The organism is Pseudomonas sp. TWI628, assembly GCF_039673865.1.
GTDB lineage: Bacteria > Pseudomonadota > Gammaproteobacteria > Pseudomonadales > Pseudomonadaceae > Aquipseudomonas.
Map to the genome: position 1 here is coordinate 64791 of NZ_JBDJMM010000010.1, position 26963 is coordinate 91753.

Below are 26963 nucleotides of genomic sequence, written 5' to 3' on the forward strand. Positions count from 1 at the left end.
CGGGCAGTATAACCCGAGGGCCGCGTTGCGGCCCCCGGGGATACATCAATGGGCGAAGATCGACCCCCCCGCCTTGCCCACCATCTTCTCCGGCTTGATCAGGAACCGCGCCAGCGCCGGCAGCAGCCACAGCGCACCGAACATGTTCCACAGCAGCATGAAGGTCAGCATCAGCCCCATGTCGGCCTGGAACTTGATCGCCGAGAAGATCCAGGTGCACACGCCGATCGCCAGGCACAGGCCGGTGAACAACACCGCCTTGCCGGTCGAACGCAGGGTCTGGTAGTAAGCCTCCTGCAACGGCAGGCCGGCCCGCAGGAAGCTTTCCAGGCGGCTGTAGATGTAGATGCCGTAGTCCACGCCAATGCCCACGCCCAAGGCCACCACCGGCAAGGTGGCCACCTTGACACCGATGCCCATGAACGCCATCAGCGCATTGCCCAGCACCGAGGTCAGCACCAACGGCAGGACAATGCACAGGGTCGCGGCGAACGAGCGGAAGGTGATCATGCACATCACCGCCACGCACAGGTAGACCAGGATCAGGATGGTCAGCTCGGCCGACTTGATCACCTCGTTGGTGGCCGCCTCGATCCCGGCGTTGCCCGCCGCCAGCAGGAACTGCAGGCCCTCCTTGTCGTGGCTGTCGGCAAACGCCTTGGCCACAGCGGTGACACGTTCCAGGGTCTCGGCCTTGTGGTCGTTGAGGAACACCAGCACGGGCGCCAGCGAGCAGTCGGCGTTGTACAGGCCGTCAGCGCGGGCGATGGAGTTGTTGAGGATGTCCGGGTTGCGCGACAGGGTCTCCCACTTCAGGCTGCCCTCGTTCATGCCCTTGATCACCTGCTTGGACACGGTCACCAGGGAGATCGCCGACTGCACACCAGGGGTGTTCTGCATGGTCCACATCAGCTCGTCGATCGGCGCCATGGTCGAATGGATCGAGCAGCTTTCCGCCGGCGTCTTGACCATGATTACCAGCACATCGGAACTGGTCGAGTAGTTGCTGATGATGAAGTTGTTGTCCTGGTTGTAGCGCGAGTCGGGGCGTAGCTCCGGCGCGCCCTGGTCAAGGTCGCCGATCTTGAGGTTCTGGCTGTACCACAGGCCGCCGGCGAAGGCGATCAGCGCCAGGGTGATGGATACCGGGGCCACCTTGGCGCTGGCGAAGTTCGACAGCAGGCGCCAGAACGGGTGCTCACGGGTCGCGTCCTTCTTGCTGCGCTCGATGGCTTTTTTGCTGATGCCGACGTAGGAAATCGCCACCGGCAGCAGGATCAGGTTGGTGAACACGATCACCGCCACGCCGATGGACGCGCCGATGGCCAGCTCGCGGATCACGCCGATGTCGATGATCAACAGGGTGATGAAGCCCACGGCGTCGGCAAGGATGGCGATCATCCCCGGCAGGAACAGCTGGCGGAAGGTGCGCCGGGCGGCGGTCAAGGCATTGTCGGCGTCACTGGACTGCAAGGCGATGCCGTTGATCTTCTGCACGCCGTGGGAAATGCCGATGGCGAAGATCAGGAAGGGTACCAGCATCGAATACGGGTCCAGGCCGAAGCCCACCGCATGCATCAGGCCCAGCTGCCAGACCACCGCCACCAGGGTGGTGATGAGCACGGCGATGGTGCTGCGGATGCACCAGGTGAACCAGTACAGCAGGATCCAGGTGATCACCAGGGCCACGCCGAAGAACATCGCCACCATCACCAGGCCGTCGATCAGGTCGCCGACCTTCTTGGCGAAGCCGATGATGTGGATCTTCACGTTGGGGTTCTGTGCCTGGAACTTGTCGCGAATCTTCTCTTCCAGCTGGTGCGAGAACTGCTGGTAATCCAGCTTGACCTGCTTGCCGGGGTCTTGCGGGTCAGGGAAGCTTTCCAGCAGCGGCACGTCGACGATGCTGGACTTGAAGTTGTTGCCCACCAGGCGCCCGACCTGGCCAGACTTGAGCACGTTGTCGCGCAGGGTGTCGAGGCTGTCCTGGGAGCCGTTGTAGGTATTGGGGATCACCTCGCCACCAGAGAAGCCCTCCTCGGTGACCTCGCTCCAGCGCACGCTGGGGCTCCACAGCGACTTGAGGCCGGCGCGATCGACCCCGGGGATGTAGAACACCTCGTCGTGGATCTGCCGCAGCGTTTCCATGTAGTCCTTGTCGAAGATATCGCCGTTGACCGCCTCGACCGAGATGCGCACGGTGTTGCCGAGGTTGGCCAGGTCGTTGCGGTGCTCCATCATCTGTTCGATGAACGGGTGCTGCAGCGGGATCATCTTCTCGAAGCTGGTCGAGGGGCGGATCTGCGTGGCCTGCCAGAACAGGAAGATGCTGACCAGCAGGCACAGGGCGATGACCACCGGACGGTTGTTGAAGATCAGGCGTTCGAGCAGCGTGGCCTTGTCCTGATGGTGTGGGTGCATGGTGATGCTCTCCCTGCTGGTCATGGACGCACCTCCTTGGCCGCCGGCTCTGCACCTTCGGCGTTGGCCAGGTGCACACCACCCTGCCCTACCAGTAGCAAACCGCCATTGGCCAGGCCACTGACACCGGCCAGGGCGATGCGGTCGCTGCGGTTGTAGACACTGAAGGTCTGGCCATCATCGGTGCTGCGCAGCACGCTGCCGCCATTGCCGACCAGCACCAGGCTGCCATCCTCGACAAGCGTAGCGCCTGCCAGGCCGAATTCGAGCTCGCCACGGGCAGCCTTGAGCGCGATCGGTTGCCAGCTGTCACCGAAGTCGGTCGAGCGGAACAGGTTGCCGCGCAGGCCGTACGCCAACAGCGTATTCGGCTTGGCGGTAGCGATCACACCGAACAACGACCCCTCGTATGGGCCCTGAACCTTGCTCCAGGTCTGGCCGTCGTCGCTGGAGCGGTACATGCCGCCCTGCTCGCCGACGATGAACAGCCCGGCATCGCGCACCCGGGTAATGCCGTTGAGGTGCAGCTGGTCGGGGTTGTCCAGGCGTTCGGCAATGTCCTGCCAGTGCTGGCCGCCATCGCGGGTTTCCAGCAGCGCGCCGTAGGCACCCACGGCAAAGCCGTGCTGGGCGTCGAGGAAGGTGACATCCAGCAGCGGCGCTTCACGGGAAAGGTCTTCGAACTGCTTGCTCCAGGTGGCGCCACCGTCGCTGCTGGCGAGGATCTGCGCATCGTGACCGACTGCCCAGCCACGCTTGTCGTCGAGGAAGAACACGGCGGTGAGCAGTTGCCGGGTGGGCACCCGGGCCTGGGTCCAGGTGCTGCCCTGGTCGTCGGAGAACAGAATGTGGCCGCGATCACCGACCACCACCAGGCGCTTGCCGGCATGGGCGGCGCCGATCAGCAGGCTCTGGCTGGCCTTGGCTGATTCGGTCGAGTATTCATCGGCTGCAGCGGCCTGCGCGCTGTCGGCCCACATCCCCAGTGCCAGCGCCAGCATCGCGCCGGCCGCCAATGGCCAGGCACCACGCCTGGCCTGCGTCATCACCCGCTGCTTCATGACCATCCCCTGTTGTGTTCTTCTTGGTGGGTCTGTGCTGTGAAAAGCCTGTGTTAGAGGCTTGAGGGATCGTATCGGGGAAGGTTGCGCGATTACAACGAACGGGACGTTATGTTTTGTTAACCGCCAAGCAAGCTGCAAGCTGCAAGCAAAAGCAAAAGCAGATCTGCTATTACTTGCGGCTTGTAGCTTACAGCTTGAAGCTTAAGCCAGGCTCTTGCTCACCACTTCATACACATCGCTGGACAGCTCACCAGAAGCGAGAATCCGCTCCAGCTCGCCCTTCATCAGCACCTGGCGCGCATCGTCATACTTGCGCCAGCGGGTCAGCGGCGCCAGTTGACGCGAAGCGATCTGCGGGTTCAGCGCATTCAGCTCGATCACCAGGTCCGCCAGGAAGCGATAGCCCGAACCATCGGCAGCATGGAAGTTGACCAGGTTCTGCCCGGCAAAGGCACCGACCAACGCCCGCACCTTGTTCGGGTTCTTCAGGGTGAACGCCGGGTGCTGCATCAGCGCCTTGACCCGCGCCAGCCCGCCGGGCAGCGTGCTGGCGGCCTGCACGCTGAACCACTGGTCCATGACCAGCGGGTTGTCCTTGAAGTGCTCGGCAAAGCTCTCCAGCACCTTGGCGCGCTCAGCCTCGAACGGCGAGTTGACCAGCACGGCCAGCGCGGTCAGGCGCTCGGTCATGTTGTCACAGTGCTCGAACTGCTCCAGGGTCGCCTCCAGCACCTGCGGCTTGCCGCTCTGCATCAGGTACGACAGGGCAATGTTCTGCAGGCTGCGGCGGGCGAAGTGTTCGGCAGCGGCCACATAGGCGGTGCTGCGCGACACTTCGCGGTTGGCCTGGTAGCGCGCCCACAGGGCGTCGAACAGCTGCGCGGCGATCTGCTGGCGGGCGAACTCGCGGGCGGCGTGGATGGCATCGACGTCGGCCACCTGGCTGATTTCGGTCAGGTAGGCCTCGCCTGGCAGCGAGAGCATCTCGGCGACCATGGCGGGGTCCAGTGCCTCGTTGCCCAGCACGGTACCGAGCGCACTGATGAGACGCTGGTCGAGCTTCAGCGCTTCGCCACGCTGATGCTGGCCAATCAGCTCCTGCAGCACCTGCACCGACAGCTGCTGGCCCGCTTCCCAGCGGTTGAAGCCGTCGCTGTCGTGCTGCATGAGGAACATCAGCTGGTCGCGGTCGTACGGGAAGCTCAGCTTGACCGGCGCGCTGAAACCGCGCAGCAGCGACGGCAGCGGCCTGGCCGCGATGCCCTGGAAGGTGAAGGTCTGCTCGGCTTCGGTCACCGACAGCACGCGGGTGGTCCCGGCAGCCGAGCCTTCGCCAGCCAGTTGCAGCGGCAGGTCGTTGCCCTCGGCATCGAGCAGGCCCAGTTCGACCGGGATCACGAACGGCAGCTTCTGGGCCTTGTCCGGGGTCTGCGGGCAGCTCTGGCGGAAGGTCAGGCTGTAGGTCTGCGCGGCCGCGTCATAGGCTTCGCTGACGTCCAGCCGCGGAGTACCGGCCTGGCTGTACCAGCGCTTGAACTGGGTGAGGTCGACGCCGTTGGCGTCTTCCATGGCCTTGATGAAGTCATCGGTGGTCACGGCCTGGCCATCGTGGCGCTCGAAGTACAGGTCGCTGCCCTTGCGGAAGCCCTCGGCGCCCAGCAGGGTGCGCACCATGCGCACCACTTCGGCGCCCTTCTCGTACACGGTCAGGGTGTAGAAGTTGGAGATTTCGATGAAGCTGTCCGGGCGCACCGGGTGGGCCATGGGGCCGGCATCTTCGGCAAACTGGTGGGTGCGCAGGTAGGCGACGTCCTCGATACGCTTGACCGTGCGCGAGTTCATGTCGGCGCTGAACTCGGCATCGCGGAACACCGTAAAACCTTCTTTCAGCGACAGCTGGAACCAGTCGCGGCAGGTCACCCGGTTGCCCGACCAGTTATGGAAGTACTCGTGGGCGACCACACCCTCGACGCGCTGGTGGGCGGCATCGGTGGCGGTCTCGGCGCGGGCCAGCACGCAGCTCGAATTGAAGATGTTCAGGCCCTTGTTTTCCATGGCGCCCATGTTGAAGTCGTTGACCGCGACGATCATGAAGATGTCCAGGTCGTACTCGCGACCATAGACTTCCTCATCCCAGCGCATCGACTTCTTCAGGCTGACCATGGCGTGGTCGCACTTGTCGATGTTCTCGGGCTCGACATAGATGCGCAGGGTCACGTCGCGGCCGGACTGGCGGGTAAAACTGTCTTCGACGCACCACAGGTCACCGGCCACCAGCGCGAACAGGTAGGCCGGCTTCATGAACGGGTCTTCCCAGGTCGCCCAGTGCCGGCCATCTTCTGCCGGCCCGCTGCCGATCGGGTTGCCGTTGCTGAGCAGCACCGGGTAGCGATGCTGTTCGGCAATCACCGTGGTGGTGAACGTGCTCATCACGTCCGGGCGGTCGAGGTAGTAGGTGATCTTGCGGAAACCCTCGGCCTCGCACTGGGTGCAGAACATCTTGCCGGACTTGTACAGGCCTTCCAGCGCGGTGTTGCTCTCCGGGTGGATCTTCACACTGGTGTCGAGGGTGAAGCGTTCAGCCTTGGGTTGCACGATCAGGCTGTCGGCATCGAGCTGGTAGTCGCCTGGCTGCAGCTCCTGGTCGTCCAGCGAAGCGCGCAGCAGCTCCAGCTGCTGGCCGTCCAGCTCCAGCGGCGGCAAGCCGGCACCGCGTGCCGGGTTGCGGCGCATGACCAGTTGCGCGTGGACCAGGGTGTGGTCCTCGAACAGCTCGAAGGTCAGGTGCGTCTCGTCGATCAGGTACTCGGGCGCCTGGTAATCCTTGAGGTAGATCACTTGCGGTTGTTCGGTACGCATGTGCAGGTCCTTTTTACTGGAGCACGGCCAACTGGTAGGCCGTGTACTTGCGAATATTGATCACGCCGGTGTCGAAGATCAGGTACTGGCCCTTGATGCCCAGCAGCGTGCCTTCGGCCACGGGGTCCTTGTCCAGGTTGAAGCTGACGATTTTCTTCGGGTAGGCCTCGACCGGATAGCGGATTTCCACCACTTCAGCGTCGGACAGAGGCTGGATCGCCTGTAGGCCAAAGCGCCCCTGCAGCTCGCGCAGGCCGTCGGCGCAGGCGTCGAAGATCTGCTCACGGATAGCCGGCAGGTCGAGCACCTCGGCGTCGCCCTTGAGCAGCGTGCGCCAGTTGGTGCGGTCCGGCACCTGGCTGCGCAGGATGTCTTCGACCAGGCCCGATTGCTGGCGGGTGGCCACGCGCATGATCGGCAGGGCCTGGCTGGCCCCTTGGTCGAGCCAGCGGGTGGGCAGCTGGGTGGCACGGGTGATGCCGACCTTGATCCCCGACGAGTTGGCCAGGTACACCACGTGGTCGGTCATGCAGAACTGTTCGCCCCACGACGGTTCGCGGCAGGTGCCAGCGTCGTAGTGGCATTTTTCCGGGGCCATGATGCACACGTCGCACTGGGCCAGCTTGGTCATGCACGGGTAGCAGTAACCCTGGCTGAAGCTGGTCTTGGTGCGCTTGCCGCAATGGCTGCAGTGAATGGCGCCGAGGTACTCCAGGCGCAGGCGCTGGCCGATCAGCGGGTTGACCGGCACCTGGGTGTCATCCAGGCGGAAGCTGTATTGCACCACCGGTGCCTGCAGGCTGACTGCCATCTTGCTCAAAGAGCCACGAGCGAGTTCGATCAATGTACCGAGTCCGACTTGAACAGAATGTTGGCGATGGGTGCGGACTTCGACGCGCATTCCTGCGGGCCCATGTAACCGGTGCGCTGTTCTTCGGGCAGGTTCTTCATCTCCCAGGCGATCACCGCCTGCAGCGACAGCTCCTTCTGCTCGGCGGTGAGCTTGCGCCCGTCCGACCATTTGCCGATTTCCACGGCCAGCTTCAGGCTCTGGTAGATTTCCGGGGTAATGTTTTCGATCATTTGCGCGAAAGTGGACATAGTGTCTCCTGATTCAAGCCGACAGTTTACGCCGGGCCAGCGCCCCGCCCAAGAGCCCGGTCAGGCATCCGATGAGCAGCCCGCCGACATGGGCGGCATTGGCGATCTGGCCGAAGCCGAGCTGGCCGACCACGCCGGTCAGGCAGATCACCAGCCAGATCAGCATCATCACCAGCACGCCCTTGGGCAGGTTGAAGTGAGGGTTGGGCGCCAGCCACTGGTACAGCCAGACGTGGCCGAGCAAACCGTACAGCACGCCGGACAGGCCGCCGAACAGGCTCGGGCCACTGGTGTAGTGCTGGGCCAGGTTGGACACCAGGCTGAACAGCAGGGTCAGGCCCAGCAGGAGCCAGGGGCCCTGGCGCAGTTCGATGCGCTTGCCCAGCTCCCAGTACCACAGGCCGTTCATGGCCAGGTGCAGCACGCCGAAGTGCAGCAGCATGGGCGAGACCAGGCGCCACCACTGGCCTTCGGCGAGGCCCTGGGCCAGGGGGGTGAAATGCAGGTACTCACCCTGGACGCGGAAGTCGAGGAAAGTGAACCAGCTGATGGCGTTGAGGTTGTCGCCCAGGCGGGTGAGGCCGGCGACGATCAGGCAGAGGACGAGGACAGTGGCGGTGACCTTGCAGGCTTTGGCCTGGTCGGCCAGGGAGGGCTGTGTGGGGGCCATCGCGGATGAATCCGCGGCTACATCGGCATTGCCGTCGGGGAAGCGCTGGTACAGTTCGCGCACGTCGGCAACCAGGCTGTCGGGGGCCCAGAGCACTTGCTCCTCGCCCTCCTCGCTGACCCGGTGCGGTACCTGCAGGCGCTGCAGCAGGTGGACGAAGCCGCTGAGGTCGACCGACAGCGGCAGGCGCATCACTTCGATGATTTTCATTGGTTGGCCTGCGGGCGTTCGACGTCGACCCAGACGAACTTGTGCGGGTCGATGCGGGTTTCATCATCCAGCCGGTAGGCCGCCAGCTTGCCGTACAGCACCGCGCTGTAGTCCAGGCAAGCGAGGTTGGCGCGGATCGGCGCCGGGCGGCCGCTGCGCCAGTAGTGGCCGACGAACAGCATGGGTTCGTCCTCGGCGTAACGCAGCAGGGCATTTTTTTCGGTGTGGCTCAGTGGCGTGCGGGCAACGTCGTCGGGCAGCGCATCAGGCTGGAAGACGATGTCGCCGTAGGTCTGCGGGTCTTCTTCCCAGAACTTGGTGCGGAAGAAGGCACGGGTCAGGCCGTCGCCGCCGGTCAGGGTCAGGCCGTCCGGCAGGCGCATGTCGGTACCGCGCAGCAGGCGGTTGCACACGGTGGCGGCAAAGCTGCCGGGTACCGCCGACGCCTGGATGAAGTGCTCGTCGATACGCCCGCCCGGGTACTGCTGGCGCAGCGGTTCGATCAGCCGTGGGTCCCAGCAGGCATGCACCAGGCGGAAGCGCCCGGCGTCGATGAACAGTGGCAGCTCGTAGAACCACTGCACGAAGTCGTGCCAGTCGCCGGGGTGGTGGGCGAACTGGGTCAGGGTTTCGTCGATCAGCCGGGCGTGGCGCGGGGTGTGTTCGCGCACGAACGCCTTGCCGCTACCGGGCAGTGCCGGGGTGACCCAGCCCAGGGCGTTGTACTCGTGGTTGCCCATGATGCAGAACGCCTGGCCGGCCTCGACCATGTCGTGCACGATGTGCAGCGCCTCGCGGATGCGCGGGCCACGGTCGACAATGTCGCCAAGGAACAGGGCCTGACGCCGCGGGTGACGCCAGACGCCGCCGACACGTTTGTAGCCGAGGGCGTCGAGCAGGCGTTCGAGGGTCAGTGCACAGCCGTGCACGTCGCCGATGATGTCGAAACTGCGCGCCGGATCGAGCATCAGTCGTCCCTGCCTCCCAGGCGGCTGCCCCAGCCGAGTTTGGTGCGACACACCTCATAGTAGTTGTGGTCGAGCGGGTGGATCAGGCGCAGCTTCTGCGGCTTCTTGCTCACCGTGATGGTGTCGCCTGGGGCGCAGGTGAAGTGGTTCTGGCCGTCGCAGGACACCTGCGGGTAAATCTGCAGGTCCTTGGACACCACGATCTTCAGCTCGCTGTTGCCGTCGACCACGATCGGCCGCCCCGACAGGGTGTGCGGGTACATCGGCACGATGACGATGGCGTCGAGCTTGGGGTGCATGATCGGGCCGCCGGCCGACAGCGCATAGGCGGTGGAGCCGGTCGGGGTGGCGACGATCAGGCCGTCGGCCTTCTGGCTGCAGACGAACTGGCCGTCGATGTAGATCTCGAACTCGATCATCCGCGTCGACTTGCCCGGGTGCAGGACCACGTCGTTGAGCGCGTCGCCCTGGCCGATGGCCTCGTGATGGCGGCGCACTTCGGCCTGCAGCAGGAAACGGTTTTCCACCAGGTAGTGGCCGTCGAGCACTTCGGCGACTTTCTGCTCCAGCTCGTCCGGGCGGATGTCGGTGAGGAAGCCCAGGTTGCCACGGTTGATACCCAGCACCGGCACATTGTGCCGGGCCAGGGCGCGGGCGGCGCCGAGCAGGCTGCCGTCACCACCGACCACGATGACCAGGTCGCAGACCTCGCCGAGCAGCTTGCGCGTGGAGGTTTGCAGGCCGTGGCCGGGCAGCACTTCGGCGATGGTGTCCTCGAGGATCACGTGCAGGTGGCGCTCGAGGAGGAATTTTTTCAGTCGGCGAATGGTGTCGAGCACCTGCGAGCTGCCAAGGCGGCCGATGATACCGATATTGCGAAATTGCTCCATGGGGCTCCTGCGAGGCTCTGCGGCGGGGTGACGATGTCGCGATTATGGGCGAAACGACCGGGTAGCGGCAAACCGGCTATGCTCGCAGCATGACGCCTTTCGCCGAGCTCCATGAGCTGCCCCGCCGCTTGCGCCGCCCTGCCGTGCGCGACCTGGCCTGGACCCTGCTGTCGCCCGCGCTGCTGAGCGCCCCGCCCTGCCCCCAGCGCCATCCGCTGGCAGGCAGTGCCTGGGCGGGCGATCCGCAACGCCTGCACGACTGGTTACGCGCACTGGATGCCGATGACCTGCCCTTGCGCGACTGGTTGGCGAAGATCACCAGCCGGCGCCTGGGGTTGTACTACGAAGGTCTGTGGCAGTTCGCCCTGCAGCAAGCACCCGGGGTCGAACTGCTGGCATCCAACCTGGCGATTCGAGCGGGTGGGCGGACCTTGGGCGAACTGGACATTCTGCTGCGTGATGGCGAAGGCACCCACCATCTGGAGCTGGCCATCAAACTGTACCTGGGGCCGACCGAGGGCGAAGGACGCGACCCGGCGCACTGGCTCGGGCCTGGCTGCCACGATCGGCTTGGCAGCAAGCTGGCACACCTGGCCGGGCACCAGCTGCCCATGTCGGCGGATGCGCAGAGTCGCGAAGCACTGGCCGCTGTAGGGGTCGACCAGGTGCAAGCGCACCTGTGGCTGGGCGGCTATCTGTTCTATCCGTGGCCGGGGCACACCGAACCGCCTGCCGGTGCCAACCCGCGGCATTTGCGCGGGCGCTGGATACGCCGGCAGAACTGGGCCGTGGCAGCAGACGAACGCTGGCAGCCGCTGCCGCGCCATGCGTGGCTGGCACCGGCGCGGGCAGAGCCCGAGGCTTGCTGGAGCGTGGTGCAGTTCGAGGCCTGGCTGGCGGGCCTGGACGCGCACGCCCCGGCGCAGTTGCTGGTCAGGCTGGAACCGGATGGCCAGGGTGCCTGGCAGGAGGTCGAGCGTGTGTTTCTGGTGGCAGACAGTTGGCCCTTTTTGCCAGACAACAGAATTTTCACAGATCCAGCGCAAAGATTTGTTTCAAATAGCCAGTAAAGTGCTATACGAGCGCCAGCTAGAGCGCCATTCCGACCTGATGACGAGGACCGATCATGGTTTCATCCACCCCCGCGCCCCATTACGCACGCCTGTCCATCGCCCTGCATTGGCTGATGCTGGTGCTGCTGGCCGCCGTGTACGCCTGTATCGAATTTCGCGGCCTGTTCCCCAAGGACAGCGCCGAACGCAACCTGATGAAAGACCTGCACTTCATGCTCGGGCTGAGTGTGTTCGTGCTGGTCTGGCTGCGCCTGGCCGTGCGCCTGGTTCGCCCGACCCCGCCGATCGTGCCCAAGCCACCGGCCTGGCAGACCGGCCTTGCGCACCTGATGCACCTGGCGTTGTACCTGCTGATGATCGGCCTGCCCGTCGCCGGTTGGCTGATCCTCAGTGCCGCCGACAAACCCGTGCCCTTCTTCGGCCTGGAACTGCCGCACCTGATCGGCCCGGACCCGGACCAGGCCAAGTTCATCAAGGGCTGGCATGAGCGGGTGGCAAGCTGGGGTTACTGGCTGATCGGCCTGCATGCACTGGCCGGGCTGTACCACCACTACGTGCAGCGCGATAACACGCTGCTGCGCATGCTGCCCTACAAGTAACCGCGCCGGCCCTGCAGGCCACCGGTGTGCACGAAAATCAGGCGGGTACCGGGCGCGAACAGCCCGGCCTCGACCTGATCGCGCAGGGCCAGCAAGGCCTTGCCGGTATACAGGGCTTCCAGCGGCACACCACTGTGCCGCTCGCACTCGGCGATGAAGGCCAGCAACTCATCGTCAAATTTCCCAAAGCCACCTCGGCAAGCGCGGTGCAGCTGGTAACCCTGTGAGCCAGCCAGTGCAGCGACTGTCTCTGGCACGCCGTGATCCATGGGCACCGCCAGGGCACCATGCACCGCGTGTTGCCCCGCCTCGGCAACTACCAGGCCGGCCAATGTCGTGCCGGTACCTGCAGCCAGCCACCAGGCGTCGTAGCCCGACCATCCCAGCGCTGCCAGTTGCCAACTGGCCTGCTCGACGATCAGCGCACAACCTTCGGCACCCGCCACCCCGCCACCGCCCTCGGGAATGCAGTGCCAGCCCGGATAACGGGCCTGCCAGGGCGCCCAGAAGCCCGGCTCGTGGCGTGCCCGATAGCCGCCGTAACCCAGCCAGTGCACTTCCATGCCCAACGCTTGCAGGTCGCGCACCGTGGGGGTGGCCTGCGGGTGGCCGCGCAGCAGGCCGGCGGTGGCGAAGCCGAAACGTTTGCCAGCGGCAGCCAGGGCGTGGAGGTGGTTGGAATGGTTGCCGCCCAGGCTGATCAGGCCGGGGGCGCCTGTGGCATGGGCATGCTGCAAGTGGTGACGGAGCTTGAACCACTTGTTGCCGCTGATCAGTGGGTCGATCAGGTCCAGGCGCAGGATGGCGGCCCTGACTTGGGCCATTTCCAGCCAGGGCAGGTTGAAGGGTTGCAGTGGGGCGTCGGGGAGGTTCAGGAATGAGTTGGGCATCGCCCGAGTTTACCGAGAAATCCCCGGGGCCGCCTTGCCGGCGAAAGGGGTGCAAAGCACCCCCGGCGATCTCAGAGTTCAGCGGCCAAGCGCGACCCTTGGTTGATCGCCCGCTTGGCATCCAGCTCGGCCGCCACATCGGCACCGCCGATCAGGTGCACCGACTGCCCCGCCGCCACCAGCCCTTCATGCAGCTCGCGCAGTGGCTCCTGCCCGGCGCAGATCACCACGTTGTCTACTGCCAGCACCTGCGGCTCGCCCTCACCCACGCGAATGTGCAGGCCAGCATCGTCGATCTGCAGGTACTCGACGTTGTTGAGCATCTGCACCTGCTTGTTCTTCAGCCCGGTACGGTGAATCCAGCCGGTGGTCTTGCCCAGCCCGTCGCCGACCTTGGATTTCTTGCGCTGCAACAGGTACACCTGGCGCGCCGGCGCATGTGGCTCGGCCTTGATCCCGGCAACCCCGCCGCGCGCCTCCAGCCGGGTATCGATCCCCCACTCTTTCCAGAACGCCTCGCGGTCCTGGCTGCTGGCCACTCCCTGATGCACCAGGTACTCGGAAACGTCGAAACCGATGCCGCCCGCACCAATGACCGCGACCGACTTGCCCACCGGTTTGCGTTCGAGCAGTACGTCAAGGTAGCTGAGCACCTTGGCATGCTCGACACCCGGGATGGCTGGGGTACGCGGCGCGATACCGGTGGCCAGGATGATTTCGTCGTAGCCACTGCCCACCAGCGCTTGCACATCGACCCGGGTATTCAGGCGCAGATCGACGCCGGTGCTTTTCACCTTGTTGCGGAAGTAGCGCAAGGTCTCGTGGAATTCCTCCTTGCCCGGCACCCGCTTGGCGACGTTGAACTGCCCGCCAATCTCGCTGGCGGCATCGAACAACGTCACTTCATGGCCACGCTCGGCCGCCACGGTGGCCGCTGCCAGGCCTGCTGGACCGGCACCGACCACGGCAATGCGCTTGACGGCACGCACCGGCAAGTAGTTGAGCTCGGTTTCGTGGCAGGCGCGCGGGTTGACCAGGCAACTGGTCAGCTTGCCACCGAAGGTGTGGTCCAGGCAGGCCTGATTGCAGCCGATGCAGGTGTTGATCTCGTCGGCGCGCCCTGCGGCCGCCTTGTTGACGAAGTCGGCGTCGGCGAGGAACGGCCGGGCCATGGAAACCATGTCGGCATCGCCCTCGGCCAGCACGGCTTCGGCCACTTCCGGGGTATTGATGCGGTTGGTGGTGATCAGCGGAATGCTCACAGCGCCGCGCAGCTTGGCGGTGACCTTGCTGAACGCTGCCCGCGGCACCTTGGTGGCGATGGTCGGGATGCGCGCCTCGTGCCAGCCGATACCGGTGTTGATCAGCGTCGCGCCGGCCCGCTCGATGGCCTTGGCCAGCAGCTCGATTTCGTCCCAGGTGCTGCCGCCCTCGACCAGGTCGAGCATCGACAGGCGGAAGATGATGATGAAGTTCGGCCCTACCGCATCGCGCACGCGGGTGACGATCTGCACCGCCAGGCGCATGCGGTTTTCGTAGCTGCCACCCCAGCGGTCGCTGCGGTGGTTGGTGTGGGCGGCGAGGAACTGGTTGATGAAGTAGCCTTCGGAACCCATGATCTCGACGCCATCGTAGCCCGCACGCTGGGCCAGCACGGCGCAATTGACGAAGTCGGCGATCTGCTTCTCGATGCCCGCTTCATCCAGTTCCTTGGGCTTGAACGGGTTGATCGGTGCCTGGATCGCGCTGGGCGCTACCTGGCGCGGGCTGTAGGCGTAGCGCCCGGCATGCAGGATCTGCAGGCAGATCTTGCCCCCGGCTTCATGCACGGCTTGGGTAACGATGCGGTGCTTGTCAGCCTCTTGCTCGGTACTGAGCTTGGCGGCGCCGGAATACACGCCGCCTTCATCGTTCGGCGCAATACCGCCCGTGACCATCAGGCCGACGCCACCACGGGCGCGCTCGGCAAAATACGCCGCCATGCGCTCAAAACCGCCCGGGCGCTCCTCCAGGCCGGTGTGCATCGAGCCCATCAGGGTGCGGTTGCGCAAGGTGGTGAAGCCCAGATCGAGCGGGGCCAGCAAATGCGGGTAGCGGTCGGCGGCCATGGAAAGGTCCCCAGGTGGCGTGATCACGGATGCGGGTACCTCACCGGCTGGCGGGTCCCGTCGTTTGTCTGCCTGCGACATTAAACAGCCGTTTGAACGGGCTCAATGATCGAAACTGACAAGATGATGATCCTGGTGCACAGCATCTCACCGTCCACGCCTGAAACTGCCTGCCCGGCTTGCTCAAGGTGAAGTCACGACCACCACGTATTGGCCGCGGGTCAGCGGCTTGCCGTGCTCATCGACCAGCCTGTAGGTCTGGTCCCCGCTGTGCGCCCGGTCAATGTGTACCGCCTGCGCAGGAAGCGCCTGCTCGCCCACCCCTTGGATGCCAATGACACTGTCACGCGCCAGCGCAGGACAGTCATCCATGCGCCAACCGGCACTGGCCACGGTGGTCGTGCAGGACGGTTCGACGATGCTGCCGTTGAACCGCAGCACACCCGAGGCGACGACGCCGCCTGCCTGGGCCTGGCCAACCAGTGCCAGGCAAATTGCAACACTCACTGCCAATCGCTTGCCGCTCATGATGTCTACTCCCCGATAACTACCGTTGAGCCTATCGGATGAGTGGTGGCCGGCCTGGCGACGCGCGTGAGGCAGTTCACAAAGCAGGAAAATTAAACCATGCGGCACTTTAAGAAACGTCTCAAAGCCGGCCCCGGGCCAGTTGCCTAGGATGGCCGGATTGTCCCAGCCAGCCGCACCGGAGCCCGTCCCCGACCATGTCGCGCCTGCTTCATACCCTGTTGCGCCCCGCCATTGCGGCATTCGTCTTGCTGAGCCTGGCCTCCACCGCCTGGGCCCAGCTCAAGATCGAAGGCACACGCCTGATCTACCAGGGCTCGGCCAAGGAGGCGAGCATCACCGTGGTCAATCGCAGCGACCTCGACACGGTCATGCAAAGCTGGGTCAGCAGCCCCGAAGAAGGCCGCGATACACCCTTCGCGGTTGTCCAGCCGTTAGCCTTGATACCCCCCAACGGCCAGCAGATGTTGCGTGTGCTGTATGCCGGCCAAGGCCTGCCCGAGGACAGGGAATCACTGTTCTGGCTGAACATTCTCGAGATCCCGCGCAAACCCGAGCAGGCCGAGACCCTGCAGTTCGCCATCCGCCAGCGCCTGAAGCTGTTCTACCGCCCAGCCGGCCTGCCAGGCTCGGCCAGTGCAGCAGCCGAGGGCCTGCAATGGCGCACGTCTCGGCCCGGCAGCATCGAAGTGCGTAACCCGAGTGCCTTCCATGTCTCGCTGGTGGACCTGCGGCTCGTCACCCCTGGGCAGTCGCTACTGCTAACGGACTATCTCCTCCTGCGCCCGGGGCAATCGCTCACCCTCGAAGCACCTTCACCCTTGCCCGTGCAGAGCCACCTGACGTTCAGCGAACTCACTGATATCGGCCTGCAGAGGCCCCACCGCATCGCCCTGCCGTGAACACACCGCTACAGGATAGCTAACCCATGACCTTGATCCGCAAACACCTGCTGGGCCTTTTATTCATCGTCGCCAGCTGCCCCGCCACCAGTTACGCCCTGTCCTGCAAGCTGGACCCCTCCAAGGCGGCGGTATTCAAGGAGGCACTGGGCACCGCACTGGCGGTACCGGCCGACGCGCCCGACGGCACGATCATCTGGGAGTCGGCGCCACACTCGCTTCCGGTCATCTGCGCCGACGACTACGAAACCGGTATCAGGGAAGACGTCTATTTCTATGTAAACCCGGCCAAGGCCACTATCGGCAAGGGCATACGGGTCGGGATTCGCTACGGCTCGCAGACCATTACCCAGAGTTCTGGCGCCGTCACCACGGGCTACAACTCGCTGCATGGTTGCAGCTGGGCGAACTGTGCGGGCTGGGACAAGGCCCGCTTCACCCTGAACTTCACCGTGTTCATCGAAAAGTACGGTGCAACGCCAACCGATGGACAAGCCAGCACGCTCGGCGAATATCGGGTGTTCCAGCTGGACGGCAAGGGCGGCCTCAACCCCAAGCCCAACAGCAACCTCAACTATGTGGTCACCGGCATGAACAACATACGTTTCGTGCCTTGCTCTCCTGAATTGACCATCTTGCCTTCGGTGGTCAATTTCCGCCGCGCCCTGGCCAGCTCGGCACAGGTCGGCCAGGTCGCCAGCTCGGCCGATTTCAGCCTTGACCTGGTCCGGTCCTGCGACACGCCCTACACCGTCAATGCTCGATTCACTCCGGTCGCCGGCAGTGCCAGTGTCATCGACAAGCTGCTGGTGCCCAACAACAACAGCTCAGTCGGCATTGCCCTGACCCATCAGGACAGCAACCAACCGGTGCCCTTCGACAGCTGGTTCAAGCTGGCCGATCTGACCGTACCGGGGGTGGTCCGCAACACGTTCCGCGCTGACCTGATCTGGCGCTCGGCGCCTATCCCCGGTTCGTTCGAAGCCATGGCGCTGGTGGACCTGTATTACAAGTAAGCCGACGGTCAGACGGCCTTTAAGGATCGTCTGATGTCCAGTTGCCAGCGGTCTGTCTACATTCGCGGCATGCGACTCAAAGCCTACCTGCAACAGATTAACCCCCTCCTCTCCAACCCCGAGGCAGCACGCCGCCTGCTTCGGCTGTTGGCGATCGTACTGTCGGCCGGCATTCTCGGCGCGGCCTACAATTTCCTGTCCTTCACCTTCAATACCGACATCGCCCGGCGCCACGGCGCCATGAGCAGCGCGATTGCCGAGGCCCATACCTTCTTCACCAATCGCGAGGCTCTGCTGGAGAGCCTGAGCCTCGCGACCGTGCGCCACACGGCTGCGGGCGCCAACTGGCTGCCGCTGGCACCGGGCGAGGAAGTGCACCTGCAACTGGGCAGCCAGCCGCACAAACGCTGGAGCCTGTGGCTGACCCAGCGCATGTGTGCCTACCTCAAGGCTCGGCAGGTCAATCTGCTGTATGTCGACACCGCGGCTCAGGCCCCGATGCGCTGGCTGTACAACGCTGATGCCCAGGCCGCATTGCCTTCACCTGCCCTGCTGGAGCAGCTGCGTGCCGCTCGGCAACGCTCCACGGCTCCCCAGGAGTTGTGGCTGGCCGACCACGACCTGCACCGCTCACGCCTGTTCATCTTCCAGCGGCTGGACGAGCGCGACCCGGATTCCGGCTGGCTGGGCCTGGAAATCGACAGCCAGGCAGTGGCGCCGGTGCTCAAGGATGCCAGCGCCGGGGAGTTCATGATGTTCAACGCCGACGGCATGCTGGTGTTCACCAACAGCCCCGGGCCGACGCTGAACCGCTCGCTGCGCCACCCCGTTGGCAAGGACTTCTTCGGCTTCGCTGGGCAGGGGTTGCTGCCTGAGTACCTGGTCATCAGCAAGCCGTTGATGTCCTCGGACTGGCAACTGGTCTATGCGATCGACCTGTTCGCCATCCTGGCCGGTCTGTGGCAGCAACTGCTGGGGGGCGTGCTGTTCTGCGTGCTCAGCATCACCCTGATACGGGTGTTGATCCAGCGTTTCGACCGGCGCTTCTTCACCCCCACCATCGAACGCATCCGCGCACTGGTGGAAAGCGAGATGTTCAGCCGTGACGTCATTGAAACCGCGCCCGTCGCCCTGTGTGTGCTGCGCCGCAGCGATGGCCAGGTGATGCTGGAGAACCACCTGGCCCAGCAGTGGCTGGGCCAGGACCCGACACGCGGGGTGCGCAGCGCACAATGGATCGAGCAAGCCTTCGGGCAGCCCGAAGGTCAGTGCAGCGACTATTTCGAGAGCGCCGATGGACGCCACCTGTACCTGAGCAGCTCGCCAAGCCGCTACAAGGGCGAACAGGTGCTGCTTTGTGCGTTCAGCGACATCAGCGCACGCAAGCAGATCGAGGCCGCGCTGGAGGACGCCCGGCGCGCGGCCGACACAGCCAACGAAGCGAAGACGCAGTTCCTGGCGACCATGAGTCACGAAATCCGCACGCCGTTGTATGGCGTGCTGGGCACCCTGGAGCTGCTCTCGCGTACCACCCTCGACGCCCAGCAACGCGATTACCTGAGGGCCATCGAAGGTTCATCGTCGACCTTGCTGCAGTTGATCTGCGACGTGCTTGACGTGTCGAAGATCGAGGCCGGCCAACTGGCCCTCGAGCTCAGCGAGTTCAGTGCCCCGGACCTGGTCCGCGAAGTGATCCAGAGCTACAGTGCGGCTGCCACGAGCAAGGGCCTGCAGCTCTACAGCTGCCTGGACCCAGGTCTGCCGGAACACCTGATCGGCGACGTCAACCGGATCCGCCAGATCCTCAACAATCTTTTGAGCAATGCGGTCAAGTTCACCGACTGCGGCCGTGTGGTGCTGCGAGCCAGGCTGCTCAACCGCGACGGCGAAAGGTCCTGCCTGTTGTGGCAGGTCTCGGACACTGGCAAGGGTATCGCCGAACAGGACCAGGCGTTCATCTTCGACGCCTTCTACCAGACCGAAGGTTATACCCAGACCATCCCCGGCACCGGGCTCGGGCTGCCGATCTGCCAGCGCCTGACGCAACTGATGAACGGCCATCTGCGCCTGGTCAGCGAGCTGGGCCTGGGCAGCAGCTTCAGCTTGAGCCTGCCGCTGGAAGAGGCGTCAGGCCGCGCCAGCGCCCCGTTCAACCTGCTGGCCGAGCGCATTCACGTGGTATCACCGGTACTCGAACTGGCCGAAGCCATCAGTGGCTGGCTGTGCCGCTGGGGCGCACGCGCCCAGGTCGGCGTGCCACCACCGGGCAGCGCCCTGGCTGGCGAACTGCTGGTCGAACTGCATCCCGGCAATGTCGAGCGCTGGCTGGTCGCCGAATGGCCCGGCCCGCGCATCCTGGCCTGCGCCCAGGACTGCTGGGAGGCGCGGCACGAGGCCGGCCACTGGCAGGTCAACTTCAACGACCTGGCTGCCTTGCACCAGGCCGTCGGCCAGGCCCAGGGCCTGCGTCGCCCCAGGGACCAGGCCGTGCCGGCGCCCTTGAGCGAACCACTGGGGCTGCAGGTGCTGGTGGCCGAGGACAACGTCATCAACCAGTTGATCCTGCGTGACCAGCTCGAAAAGCTCGGCTGCAGCGTGACCTTGACCAACGACGGCGAGCAGGCCCTGCAAGCCTGGCAGCACGGGCATTTCGACCTGCTGCTGACCGACGTCAACATGCCCGGCATGAACGGTTACGAGCTGACCCGGGCCCTGCGCCGTCTGGGCTGTACCCGCCCCATCGTCGGCGCCACCGCCAACGCCCTGCGCGGCGAGGAAGAGCTGTGCCTGGCCGCTGGCATGGATCGCTGCCTGATCAAACCCTTCAACCTGCAAGCCCTGTTCAACTGCCTGGCCCCGTATCGAGGTAGCCGTCTTGAAGCCCTTTAACATCCTGATCGTCGAAGACCACCCGTTCCAGCATATGTACCTGCAACACCTGTTCAGCGAACTCGGCAGCTTCAACCTGGAAGCGGCCCGGGATGGCCAGGAGGCCTTGGAGCGCCTGCGCCAGCGTGACTTCGACCTGGTTCTGACCGACCTGCTGATGCCCGGCATGGACGGTGTGCAGTTCATCCAGCACCTCGCCGGGCTGCGCCACAAGCCAGGCCTGGCGATCATGAGCGCGGCCTCGCGGCGCATGCTGATGGCGGCCAGCCTGGTAGCCAAGAACCTTGGCGTGGACGTGCTCGGGCTGATCTCCAAGCCTGTCGAGCCCAGTGCGCTGCGCAGCCTGATCGACCAACTGCAGTTGCACCATCAGGCGCCAGCACAGGCAGCGGCAGCCACGCCCGAGTTCGATCGCCAGACCTTGGTCGATGCCTTGAACAACCGGGCCTTCCAGGCTTGGTTCCAACCCAAGAAGTCCCTGCACAATGGCCGCATCGTCGCGGCCGAGGCGCTGGTGCGCTGGATGCATCCGGAGCAAGGCGTGCTGCTGCCAGGCACCTTCCTGCCCGCGCTCAATGCCTTTGGCCTGGAGGAACGGCTGCTGTGGGTGATGCTCAAGCAAGCCATGGATGCCCAGGCGCGCTGGCGTGAGCGGGGCTATGACATCCCGGTCTCGATCAACCTGCCGACCCACCTGCTGAACAGCCATGACCTGGCCGACCGTTTGCTGGAATTCGTCCTGCACCACCAGGGGGTGCCCGGCAAACTCTGCTTCGAGTTGATGGAATGCTCCATTCCCGAACAGCTGAGCAACTTTTACGCGGGCGCCTGCCGCCTGCGCATGAAAGGTTTCGGCCTGTCCCAGGACGACTTCGGCAAAGGCTACAGCTCCTACATGAGCCTGGTCTCGACGCCCTTCACCGAACTCAAGATCGACCGGGCGCTGGTGCAGCGTTGCGATGAAAGCGAGAGCCTGGCCTCGGCCCTGGCCAGCATCGTCGCGCTGGGCCGCAAGCTCGGCCTCACCGTGGTGGCTGAGGGGGTCGAGACGCCACAGGAGCTCGAACTGCTGCGCAAGGTCGATTGCAACCAGGTGCAGGGCTTTCTGATTTCCCATGCCGTGTCGGCGGAACAGTTCCAGCGCCTGCTGCACAGCGACGGCCCGCCGTCGGCCTACTGACTCGCTGTAACTCACGGCGCCGGCAGGGCATCCAAGGTAATCTACATTTGGGTATCGATGCCCCCACGGCCTTGCGGATCCTTGCATGAAACAGTACAACGCCCTGCTGGAAAACCTGGCCCGCAGCTCTTTGCGCCTGAACAAAGGCATGACCGTGTTGCTGGGCCTGGCACTGCTGCTGGCCGGCTTCAGCTTGTGGTCGATCGAGCGCCTGGTCGATGAACACAGCGATACGGTCAGCATCCACTTCGCCCGCCTGATGGAAAATGTCCAGGAGCAGGAAACCTTCCTCCAGGCCCTCGTACAACGCAGTGCCCAGGGACAGCTGCTCGACTTCCCCCGCACGCTCGAACCTGTGCTGACACCGCTGCCCGAAGAAGGGCCGGACATTTACAAAGGCGAGGTTTTCCCGTTCTCCATGCCGTTCAGCCTCAAGCTCGACCGGCGCAATTTCGCTGAACGCGAGGTGTCGGAGGTCTACACCCAGGGAGCGAACCTGGCCAGTTTCTACAGCATGTTCTGGTCAGCCTCGCCCTACCGCTCGCCGCAGGTGTTCCTGTTCTCGCCGGATGCCCGTTACGACATCACGGTGCCCGCTGCAGGACGCGGGCGCGGCAAGCCCGAGGAAGAACCGTTCATCGATGTCATCCGCCAGGTCATGGCGCGCCAGCCGCGCGCCGAGGACTGGCGCCCGGGAGGCCAGATCATCTGGCGCAGCTATGTCGAACAGCCGGACCAGGCCTCCCCGCCGCGTGTGCTGGCCTACGCCAATGTCATCCTGCACCCGGCCAAGGCCGACAGCCAGCGCACGCAAGTGGCGTCGCTGGTGGACCTGGCGCAGATCGACGATTTTGAACGCATCATGGACTGGACGGTGTATGACCATTTCAACCTCATCGCCCCGTCCGGCGAGGTGCTTATCGGCACGCCTGCCTCTCTGGAGGGCGTGCACGAGGGCCTCAACATCACACCCGAGGGCCTGGTGTTCCGCCTCCACGAACAGGCCAACGGCGGCTGGAGCGCGGTCTACACCGTGACCTACCGGCACTTCTTTCGCTACGCGTTCTGGTCGCTGACCAGCATTGCCGTCACCTTCCTGGTGCTCATCGGGCTGGGCCGCGTGGCCATCCGCTGGTATCAGCGCCAGGTCATCCTGCCGGCACGCGCCGCCCACGAAACCATCGCCGAAAGCGAAGCTTTCAGCCGGGTGGTCATCGACACCGCCCCAACCGGGCTGTGCGTGGTGCGTAGCGGCGACCACGAAGTGCTGCTGGAGAACCAGCGGGCGCAGCAATGGCAGGGTACGCGCGAACTGGTCGACACCCTCGCCTCGGCTGTGGGCGACGCCAACAGCGGCGAACATTCCCTGCAGGTCGCCGGCCGCCACCTGCAGGTTGGTTTCGTGTCGACCCGCTACCACGGCGAAGACGTGCGCCTTTATGCATTCAACGACGTTACCCGCCACGTTGAGGACGCCCAGGCGCTAGACGAGGCCCGCCGCGCCGCCGATGCCGCCAACACCGCCAAGACCCTGTTCCTGGCGACCATGAGCCACGAGATCCGCACCCCGCTGTACGGCGTGCTTGGCACCCTCGAGCTGCTCGGCCTGACGCAGCTGGATGCCCGCCAGCAAGGCTACCTGCACACCATCCAGCGCTCCTCGGCCACCCTCTTCCAGCTGATCAGCGATGTGCTCGACGTGACCAAGATCGAGTCCGGGCAGATGGCGCTCGAGCCGGTAACGTTCTGCCCGCTGGACCTGCTCGAGGACACCGTGCGCACCTATCGCGCCTTCGCCGAGGGCAAGGGCCTGTTGCTGTATGCCTGCCACGATGCCCGCCTGCCGGCCCAGGTGGTGGGCGACCCGATACGCATCCGCCAGATCCTCAACAACCTGCTGAGCAACGCCATCAAGTTCACTGATACCGGCCGGGTAGTGCTGCGCACCCGGGTGCTGACGATCGACGCCAACCAGGTCAGCCTGCAGTTCCAGGTGGCCGATACCGGCATCGGCATCTCCCAGGCGCAGCAGGCCAGGCTGTTCGAATTGTTCTATCAGGTCGCCGACGCCTCCAGCGAGAGCGGCGCAGGCCTGGGCCTGCCGATCTGCGGCTGGCTGGCCGAAATGATGGGCGGCCGGATAAAGGTGGTCAGCGAGCCGGGCCTTGGCAGCAGCTTCTCGCTGACCGTCAGCCTGCCGCTGGCCGAGGGGGGACTGAGCGACAGCCCGAGTGTAGAGCGCGACCCGACGCCGGTGTACGTGCGTGCGCCGATACCGGAACTTGCCCAGCATGGTGTCGACTGGCTGCAGCGCCTGGGCATCGCCGCAACCCTGACGGTTCCACCCCTGGAGCAGGACAACCCCCAGGCCCTGCTGGTAGACCTGCTCGATTTCCCGGACGCTGCCACCTGGCACGGCCAGCGGATCTGCGCCTGCAGCGATGGCCCGGCGCCCGGCGCATTCATCGACGGCTGCTGGCGGGTAGACCTGCATGACGTGCGCGCCATCGCCCAGGTCATCGCCCGGGTGCGCCACGGCGGCGTGCCCGATAGTCACCATTGCGCGCAGCAGCAACGTGCCGCCCTGCGCCTGCATGTGCTGGTGGCCGAGGACAATCCGATCAACCAGGCGATCCTGCAGGAACAACTCGAGGCACTGGGCTGCACCACGGTCGTCGCGGCCAACGGCGAACAGGCCATGCAACGCTGGCAGCCAGGCCTGTTCGACCTGGTCCTGACCGACGTGAACATGCCGTTGATGAATGGCTACGAACTGGCCCGAACCCTGCGCCAGCACGACGCCCGGCTGCCGATCATCGGGGTCACCGCCAATGCACTGCGCGAAGAGGGCCAGCGCTGCCTCGAGGTGGGTATGAACGCCTGGATGGTCAAACCGTTGAGCCTGCAGGCCTTGCGCAGCCATCTGCTCCGTCTGTGCCGGCCGGCACTGGCCGAGGGGCCTGGCCAGGCGCCAGCGGACACCCACGGCACCTCGCCACTGCCTGCCACCCGAGACAACGTGCAAGTGCCCGCCAGCATGCGTGCGCTGTTCATCAGCACGATGCACGAGGACATGCAGCAGTTGCGCCTGACCCTCGAACAACGCGACCATCGGCGCCTTGGCGAGCGCTTGCACAGCGTCGCCGGCGCGCTGGGCGCGGTGCAGGCCAGAGCCTTGTCCGAGCAGTGCTGCGCACTTGAGCACGCGCTGGCCAACTCACCGCTCGACGCCACCTTGGTGGATAAGATACGGGAGGTGCTGGACAGGCTGTCGGCCATGCTCGACACCCTTGCATAACAGCAACTTCAGCGCTGATAACCGCATGGAAACATCCCTCCCATCCGCACCGGCTAACGGGTCGTCATTTATGGAAAAACTCAAGGTCATCATCGCCGACGATCACCCCATCGTACTGCTCGGCGTCCGCGAACTGGTCGAACGCGACCCGCGCTTTTGCGTGGTCGGCGAAGCCGTCTGCTCGCAAGGGCTGATCGAGCTGCTCGAACGCCAACCCGTGGACATGGTCATCTCCGACTACAACATGCCGGCAGACTCCCCCTACGGTGACGGCCTGAAACTGATCGAGTATCTCAAGCGCCACTATCCCGCTGTTCGCATTCTCGTGCTGACCATGATTTCCAACCCGCTGATCTTCACGCGGCTGCAGGAGCTGGGCGTGGACGGCGTCATCCAGAAGAGCCAGCTGCACGGTGAAATCGAAAAGGCCCTGAACGCCGTGGCTCGCAACAGCACCTACCGGGCGCCGGAACCGGCAAGGCATTCGGTGGTGGCCTGCAATACCGCCATCGACCAACGGGTAGAAAACCTGTCACCCAAGGAATTCGAAATACTGCGCCTGTTCGTGGCCGGCCAAAGTGTCAGTGAAATTGCCCGCAGCCAACACCGAAGTACTAAAACCATCAGCGCACAGAAAGTTTCCGCAATGCGCAAACTTGAAGTAAACAGCGATCAGGAATTATTGGCCTATTGCCTGGCGAGTCATATCTTCAATTAACTAAACGTGTTGGACCAAGCATTAAGATTCGTCTGATGGGCCAGGGAAACCACCTGACTTATTGTGAGCGTGCATTTAGTTGCAGCACTTACTCACTCTCATGTGGACATCAATATGAATAAATTCTCCCTGGCCGCACTCACCCTCTCGCTGATTACCGCATCAGCCGGCGTACTGGCTGCCGATCCTTCCGGGCCAGTCAAAGGTGGCAGCGGCAAGATCTCCTTCACCGGCGTGATCAACAATGACGCCTGTTCGGTCGACGGCGCCAACGCCGACCGGGTAATCGCCGTGGACATGGGCACCGTCTCGATCAAGGACATGGGTACCGCCGAAAACCCGGGCGCAGGCCGCGTGACCGGCAAGGACTTCAACCTCAACGTCAACTGCAACGTCGGCACCAAGGTGGCGATGGTCTTCGACGCCAACAGCGGCGGTTCGGGCCTGGTCACCGGCAAGAAGGTCCTGGCGCTGACCAAAGGCACCGGCACCGCTGCCAACGTCGGCATCGCCCTGCTCGACCCCAATGGCAACCTGATCGACCTGAGCTCGGCCGCCACCGCCAAGATCCAGAGCGACGTACACGGCACCGGCGCCGCAGGCGGCGACGCCACCCTGAGCTTCTCCGCAGCCTACGTGACCACCGGCGCCGCCGGCACCGCCACCGCCGGTCGTGGTGACGCCACCCTGCCGTTCATCCTGCAGTACGAGTAATCGATTCGCCGCTGCTCCCTGCGCGAGGCTGAACAGCCTCGCCACTTCTTCGTCCCACAAGGTAACCCCACCATGTTGCGTCGTTCTCTGTATCCCGTTTTCGGGTTGCTGGGCATGCTCGTCGCTGCCCAGGCAACCGCCAGCATCTCCCTGAGCGCTACGCGCGTCGTGTTCGACGGTGCTCACAAGGAAGCCAATGTCACCGTGCGCAATGGCAACCAGGAAGTTCTGGTGCAGTCCTGGGTGGATGCCGGCGACAGCGCGCAGGCGCCGTTTGCCATTACCCCCCCCTTGGCCAGGGTAATGCCCAAGCAGGAACAACTGCTGCGCATCCTCTATGAAGGCCAGGGCTTGCCATCCGACCGCGAATCGGTGGTTTGGCTGAATGTCCAGGAAATCCCGCAAGCCAGTACCCAGGCCAATACTTTGCAGTTGGCGGTGCGTCAACGCATCAAGATTTTCTTCCGCCCGGCCAACTTGCCCGGCAATGCCTTGCTGGCACCGGAGCAATTGGTCTGGCAAGTGACCCAGCACGCCGGCAAGGCAACGCTGACCGTGAACAACCCCAGCCTGTATCACGTGTCGATGGCCGACATCGAAGTCAAACGCGGCAAACAGGCCGTGTTCAGCGCCGACTCGAGCATGATCGCCCCCGGCGAACAAAAGACGTTCAGCGCGGCACTTTCCCAGGTGGACGGGCCGCTGACGCTCACCTTCAAGAGCATCAACGACTATGGCGCCCAGCATGGCTATTCCGTGCTGTTGCACCCTGCCCAACCCGGTAGCGCCAAGCCTGCCGAACCCGCCATCAGTTTGTGAACGCCTAGCCCCCACCTCGCGCGCCCCGCTCGCGTGCGGCCTCCCC

Annotated in this window: 21 protein-coding genes; 10 read left to right on the plus strand and 11 right to left on the minus strand. The window is 64.5% G+C overall.

The window, feature by feature from the left end; all coding sequences use genetic code 11:
* Nucleotides 1-45 precede the first annotated feature (45 nt).
* The 8 genes from ABE528_RS09755 to ABE528_RS09790 all read right to left on the minus strand — a co-directional run bounded on the left by ABE528_RS09755 (nt 46) and on the right by ABE528_RS09790 (nt 10183).
* A complete protein-coding gene (locus tag ABE528_RS09755; RefSeq protein ID WP_152955832.1) occupies nt 46-2421 on the minus strand; it encodes an RND family transporter in 2376 nt (791 codons plus the stop codon).
* Nucleotides 2422-2441: 20 nt separating this feature from the next.
* A complete protein-coding gene (locus ABE528_RS09760; protein WP_346652805.1) occupies nt 2442-3482 on the minus strand; it encodes a YCF48-related protein in 1041 nt (346 codons plus the stop codon).
* A 204-nt stretch (nt 3483-3686) separates the two neighbouring features.
* Nucleotides 3687-6344: an aminopeptidase N gene (gene pepN / locus ABE528_RS09765; protein ID WP_346652806.1), complete on the minus strand. Its 2658-nt coding sequence runs from the start codon at nt 6342-6344 to the stop codon at nt 3687-3689.
* 13 nt (nt 6345-6357) lie between these two features.
* Complete coding sequence (locus tag ABE528_RS09770; protein ID WP_346652807.1) at nt 6358-7188, minus strand: DUF2797 domain-containing protein; 831 nt, start codon at nt 7186-7188, stop codon at nt 6358-6360.
* On the minus strand, nt 7185-7445 hold the full coding sequence (locus ABE528_RS09775; RefSeq protein ID WP_054885767.1) for a DUF1315 family protein: 261 nt from the start codon (nt 7443-7445) through the stop codon (nt 7185-7187). Before ABE528_RS09775 ends, ABE528_RS09770 begins: the two co-directional genes overlap by 4 nt.
* Nucleotides 7446-7458: 13 nt before the next feature.
* Nucleotides 7459-8325, minus strand: a complete 867-nt coding sequence (locus ABE528_RS09780; protein WP_346652808.1) for a rhomboid family intramembrane serine protease — start codon at nt 8323-8325, stop codon at nt 7459-7461.
* Nucleotides 8322-9293 (minus strand): metallophosphoesterase, encoded by a 972-nt coding sequence (locus ABE528_RS09785; RefSeq protein ID WP_152955780.1) that lies wholly within the window; start codon nt 9291-9293, stop codon nt 8322-8324. Before ABE528_RS09785 ends, ABE528_RS09780 begins: the two co-directional genes overlap by 4 nt.
* Nucleotides 9293-10183, minus strand: coding sequence for an NAD(+) kinase (locus ABE528_RS09790; RefSeq protein ID WP_027919132.1), 891 nt, complete (start codon nt 10181-10183; stop codon nt 9293-9295). Before ABE528_RS09790 ends, ABE528_RS09785 begins: the two co-directional genes overlap by 1 nt.
* 89 nt (nt 10184-10272) lie before the next feature.
* On the opposite strand from ABE528_RS09790, the gene ABE528_RS09795 reads away from it, so the two are divergent.
* Both ABE528_RS09795 and cybB read left to right on the plus strand, forming a co-directional pair.
* On the plus strand, nt 10273-11253 hold the full coding sequence (locus tag ABE528_RS09795; protein ID WP_346652809.1) for a DUF1853 family protein: 981 nt from the start codon (nt 10273-10275) through the stop codon (nt 11251-11253).
* A gap of 56 nt (nt 11254-11309) precedes the next feature.
* The gene (cybB, locus tag ABE528_RS09800; RefSeq protein ID WP_152955778.1) at nt 11310-11855 is read left to right on the plus strand and encodes a cytochrome b561; all 546 of its coding nucleotides are present in this window, start codon (nt 11310-11312) and stop codon (nt 11853-11855) included.
* Here cybB and ABE528_RS09805 read toward each other — a convergent pair.
* The 3 genes from ABE528_RS09805 to ABE528_RS09815 all read right to left on the minus strand — a co-directional run bounded on the left by ABE528_RS09805 (nt 11846) and on the right by ABE528_RS09815 (nt 15381).
* Nucleotides 11846-12745 (minus strand): pyridoxal-phosphate dependent enzyme, encoded by a 900-nt coding sequence (locus ABE528_RS09805; RefSeq protein ID WP_346652810.1) that lies wholly within the window; start codon nt 12743-12745, stop codon nt 11846-11848. The genes cybB and ABE528_RS09805 overlap by 10 nt on opposite strands.
* Before the next feature lie 71 nt (nt 12746-12816).
* The gene (locus ABE528_RS09810) at nt 12817-14853 is read right to left on the minus strand and encodes an NADPH-dependent 2,4-dienoyl-CoA reductase (RefSeq protein WP_346652811.1); all 2037 of its coding nucleotides are present in this window, start codon (nt 14851-14853) and stop codon (nt 12817-12819) included.
* Nucleotides 14854-15036: 183 nt separating this feature from the next.
* Complete coding sequence (locus ABE528_RS09815; RefSeq protein WP_346652812.1) at nt 15037-15381, minus strand: hypothetical protein; 345 nt, start codon at nt 15379-15381, stop codon at nt 15037-15039.
* Nucleotides 15382-15578: 197 nt separating this feature from the next.
* Here ABE528_RS09815 and ABE528_RS09820 point away from each other — a divergent pair, with 197 nt between their 5' ends.
* From ABE528_RS09820 to ABE528_RS09855, 8 genes are all read left to right on the plus strand, one after another.
* Nucleotides 15579-16283 (plus strand): molecular chaperone, encoded by a 705-nt coding sequence (locus ABE528_RS09820; RefSeq protein ID WP_346652813.1) that lies wholly within the window; start codon nt 15579-15581, stop codon nt 16281-16283.
* Between the two features lie 26 nt (nt 16284-16309).
* Nucleotides 16310-17299: a fimbrial protein gene (locus ABE528_RS09825; protein ID WP_152955773.1), complete on the plus strand. Its 990-nt coding sequence runs from the start codon at nt 16310-16312 to the stop codon at nt 17297-17299.
* 69 nt (nt 17300-17368) lie between these two features.
* Nucleotides 17369-20188, plus strand: coding sequence for an ATP-binding protein (locus tag ABE528_RS09830; protein WP_346652846.1), 2820 nt, complete (start codon nt 17369-17371; stop codon nt 20186-20188).
* The gene (locus ABE528_RS09835) at nt 20175-21368 is read left to right on the plus strand and encodes an EAL domain-containing protein (protein ID WP_152955772.1); all 1194 of its coding nucleotides are present in this window, start codon (nt 20175-20177) and stop codon (nt 21366-21368) included. Before ABE528_RS09830 ends, ABE528_RS09835 begins: the two co-directional genes overlap by 14 nt.
* Before the next feature lie 85 nt (nt 21369-21453).
* Nucleotides 21454-24666, plus strand: coding sequence for a response regulator (locus ABE528_RS09840; protein WP_346652814.1), 3213 nt, complete (start codon nt 21454-21456; stop codon nt 24664-24666).
* 70 nt (nt 24667-24736) lie between these two features.
* Nucleotides 24737-25384, plus strand: coding sequence for a response regulator (locus ABE528_RS09845; protein ID WP_152955830.1), 648 nt, complete (start codon nt 24737-24739; stop codon nt 25382-25384).
* Nucleotides 25385-25498: 114 nt separating this feature from the next.
* Entirely contained in the window at nt 25499-26098 is a 600-nt protein-coding gene (locus tag ABE528_RS09850) for a fimbrial protein (RefSeq protein WP_152955770.1), read from the plus strand.
* A gap of 72 nt (nt 26099-26170) precedes the next feature.
* A complete protein-coding gene (locus ABE528_RS09855) occupies nt 26171-26917 on the plus strand; it encodes a molecular chaperone (RefSeq protein ID WP_346652815.1) in 747 nt (248 codons plus the stop codon).
* Nucleotides 26918-26963 lie beyond the last annotated feature (46 nt).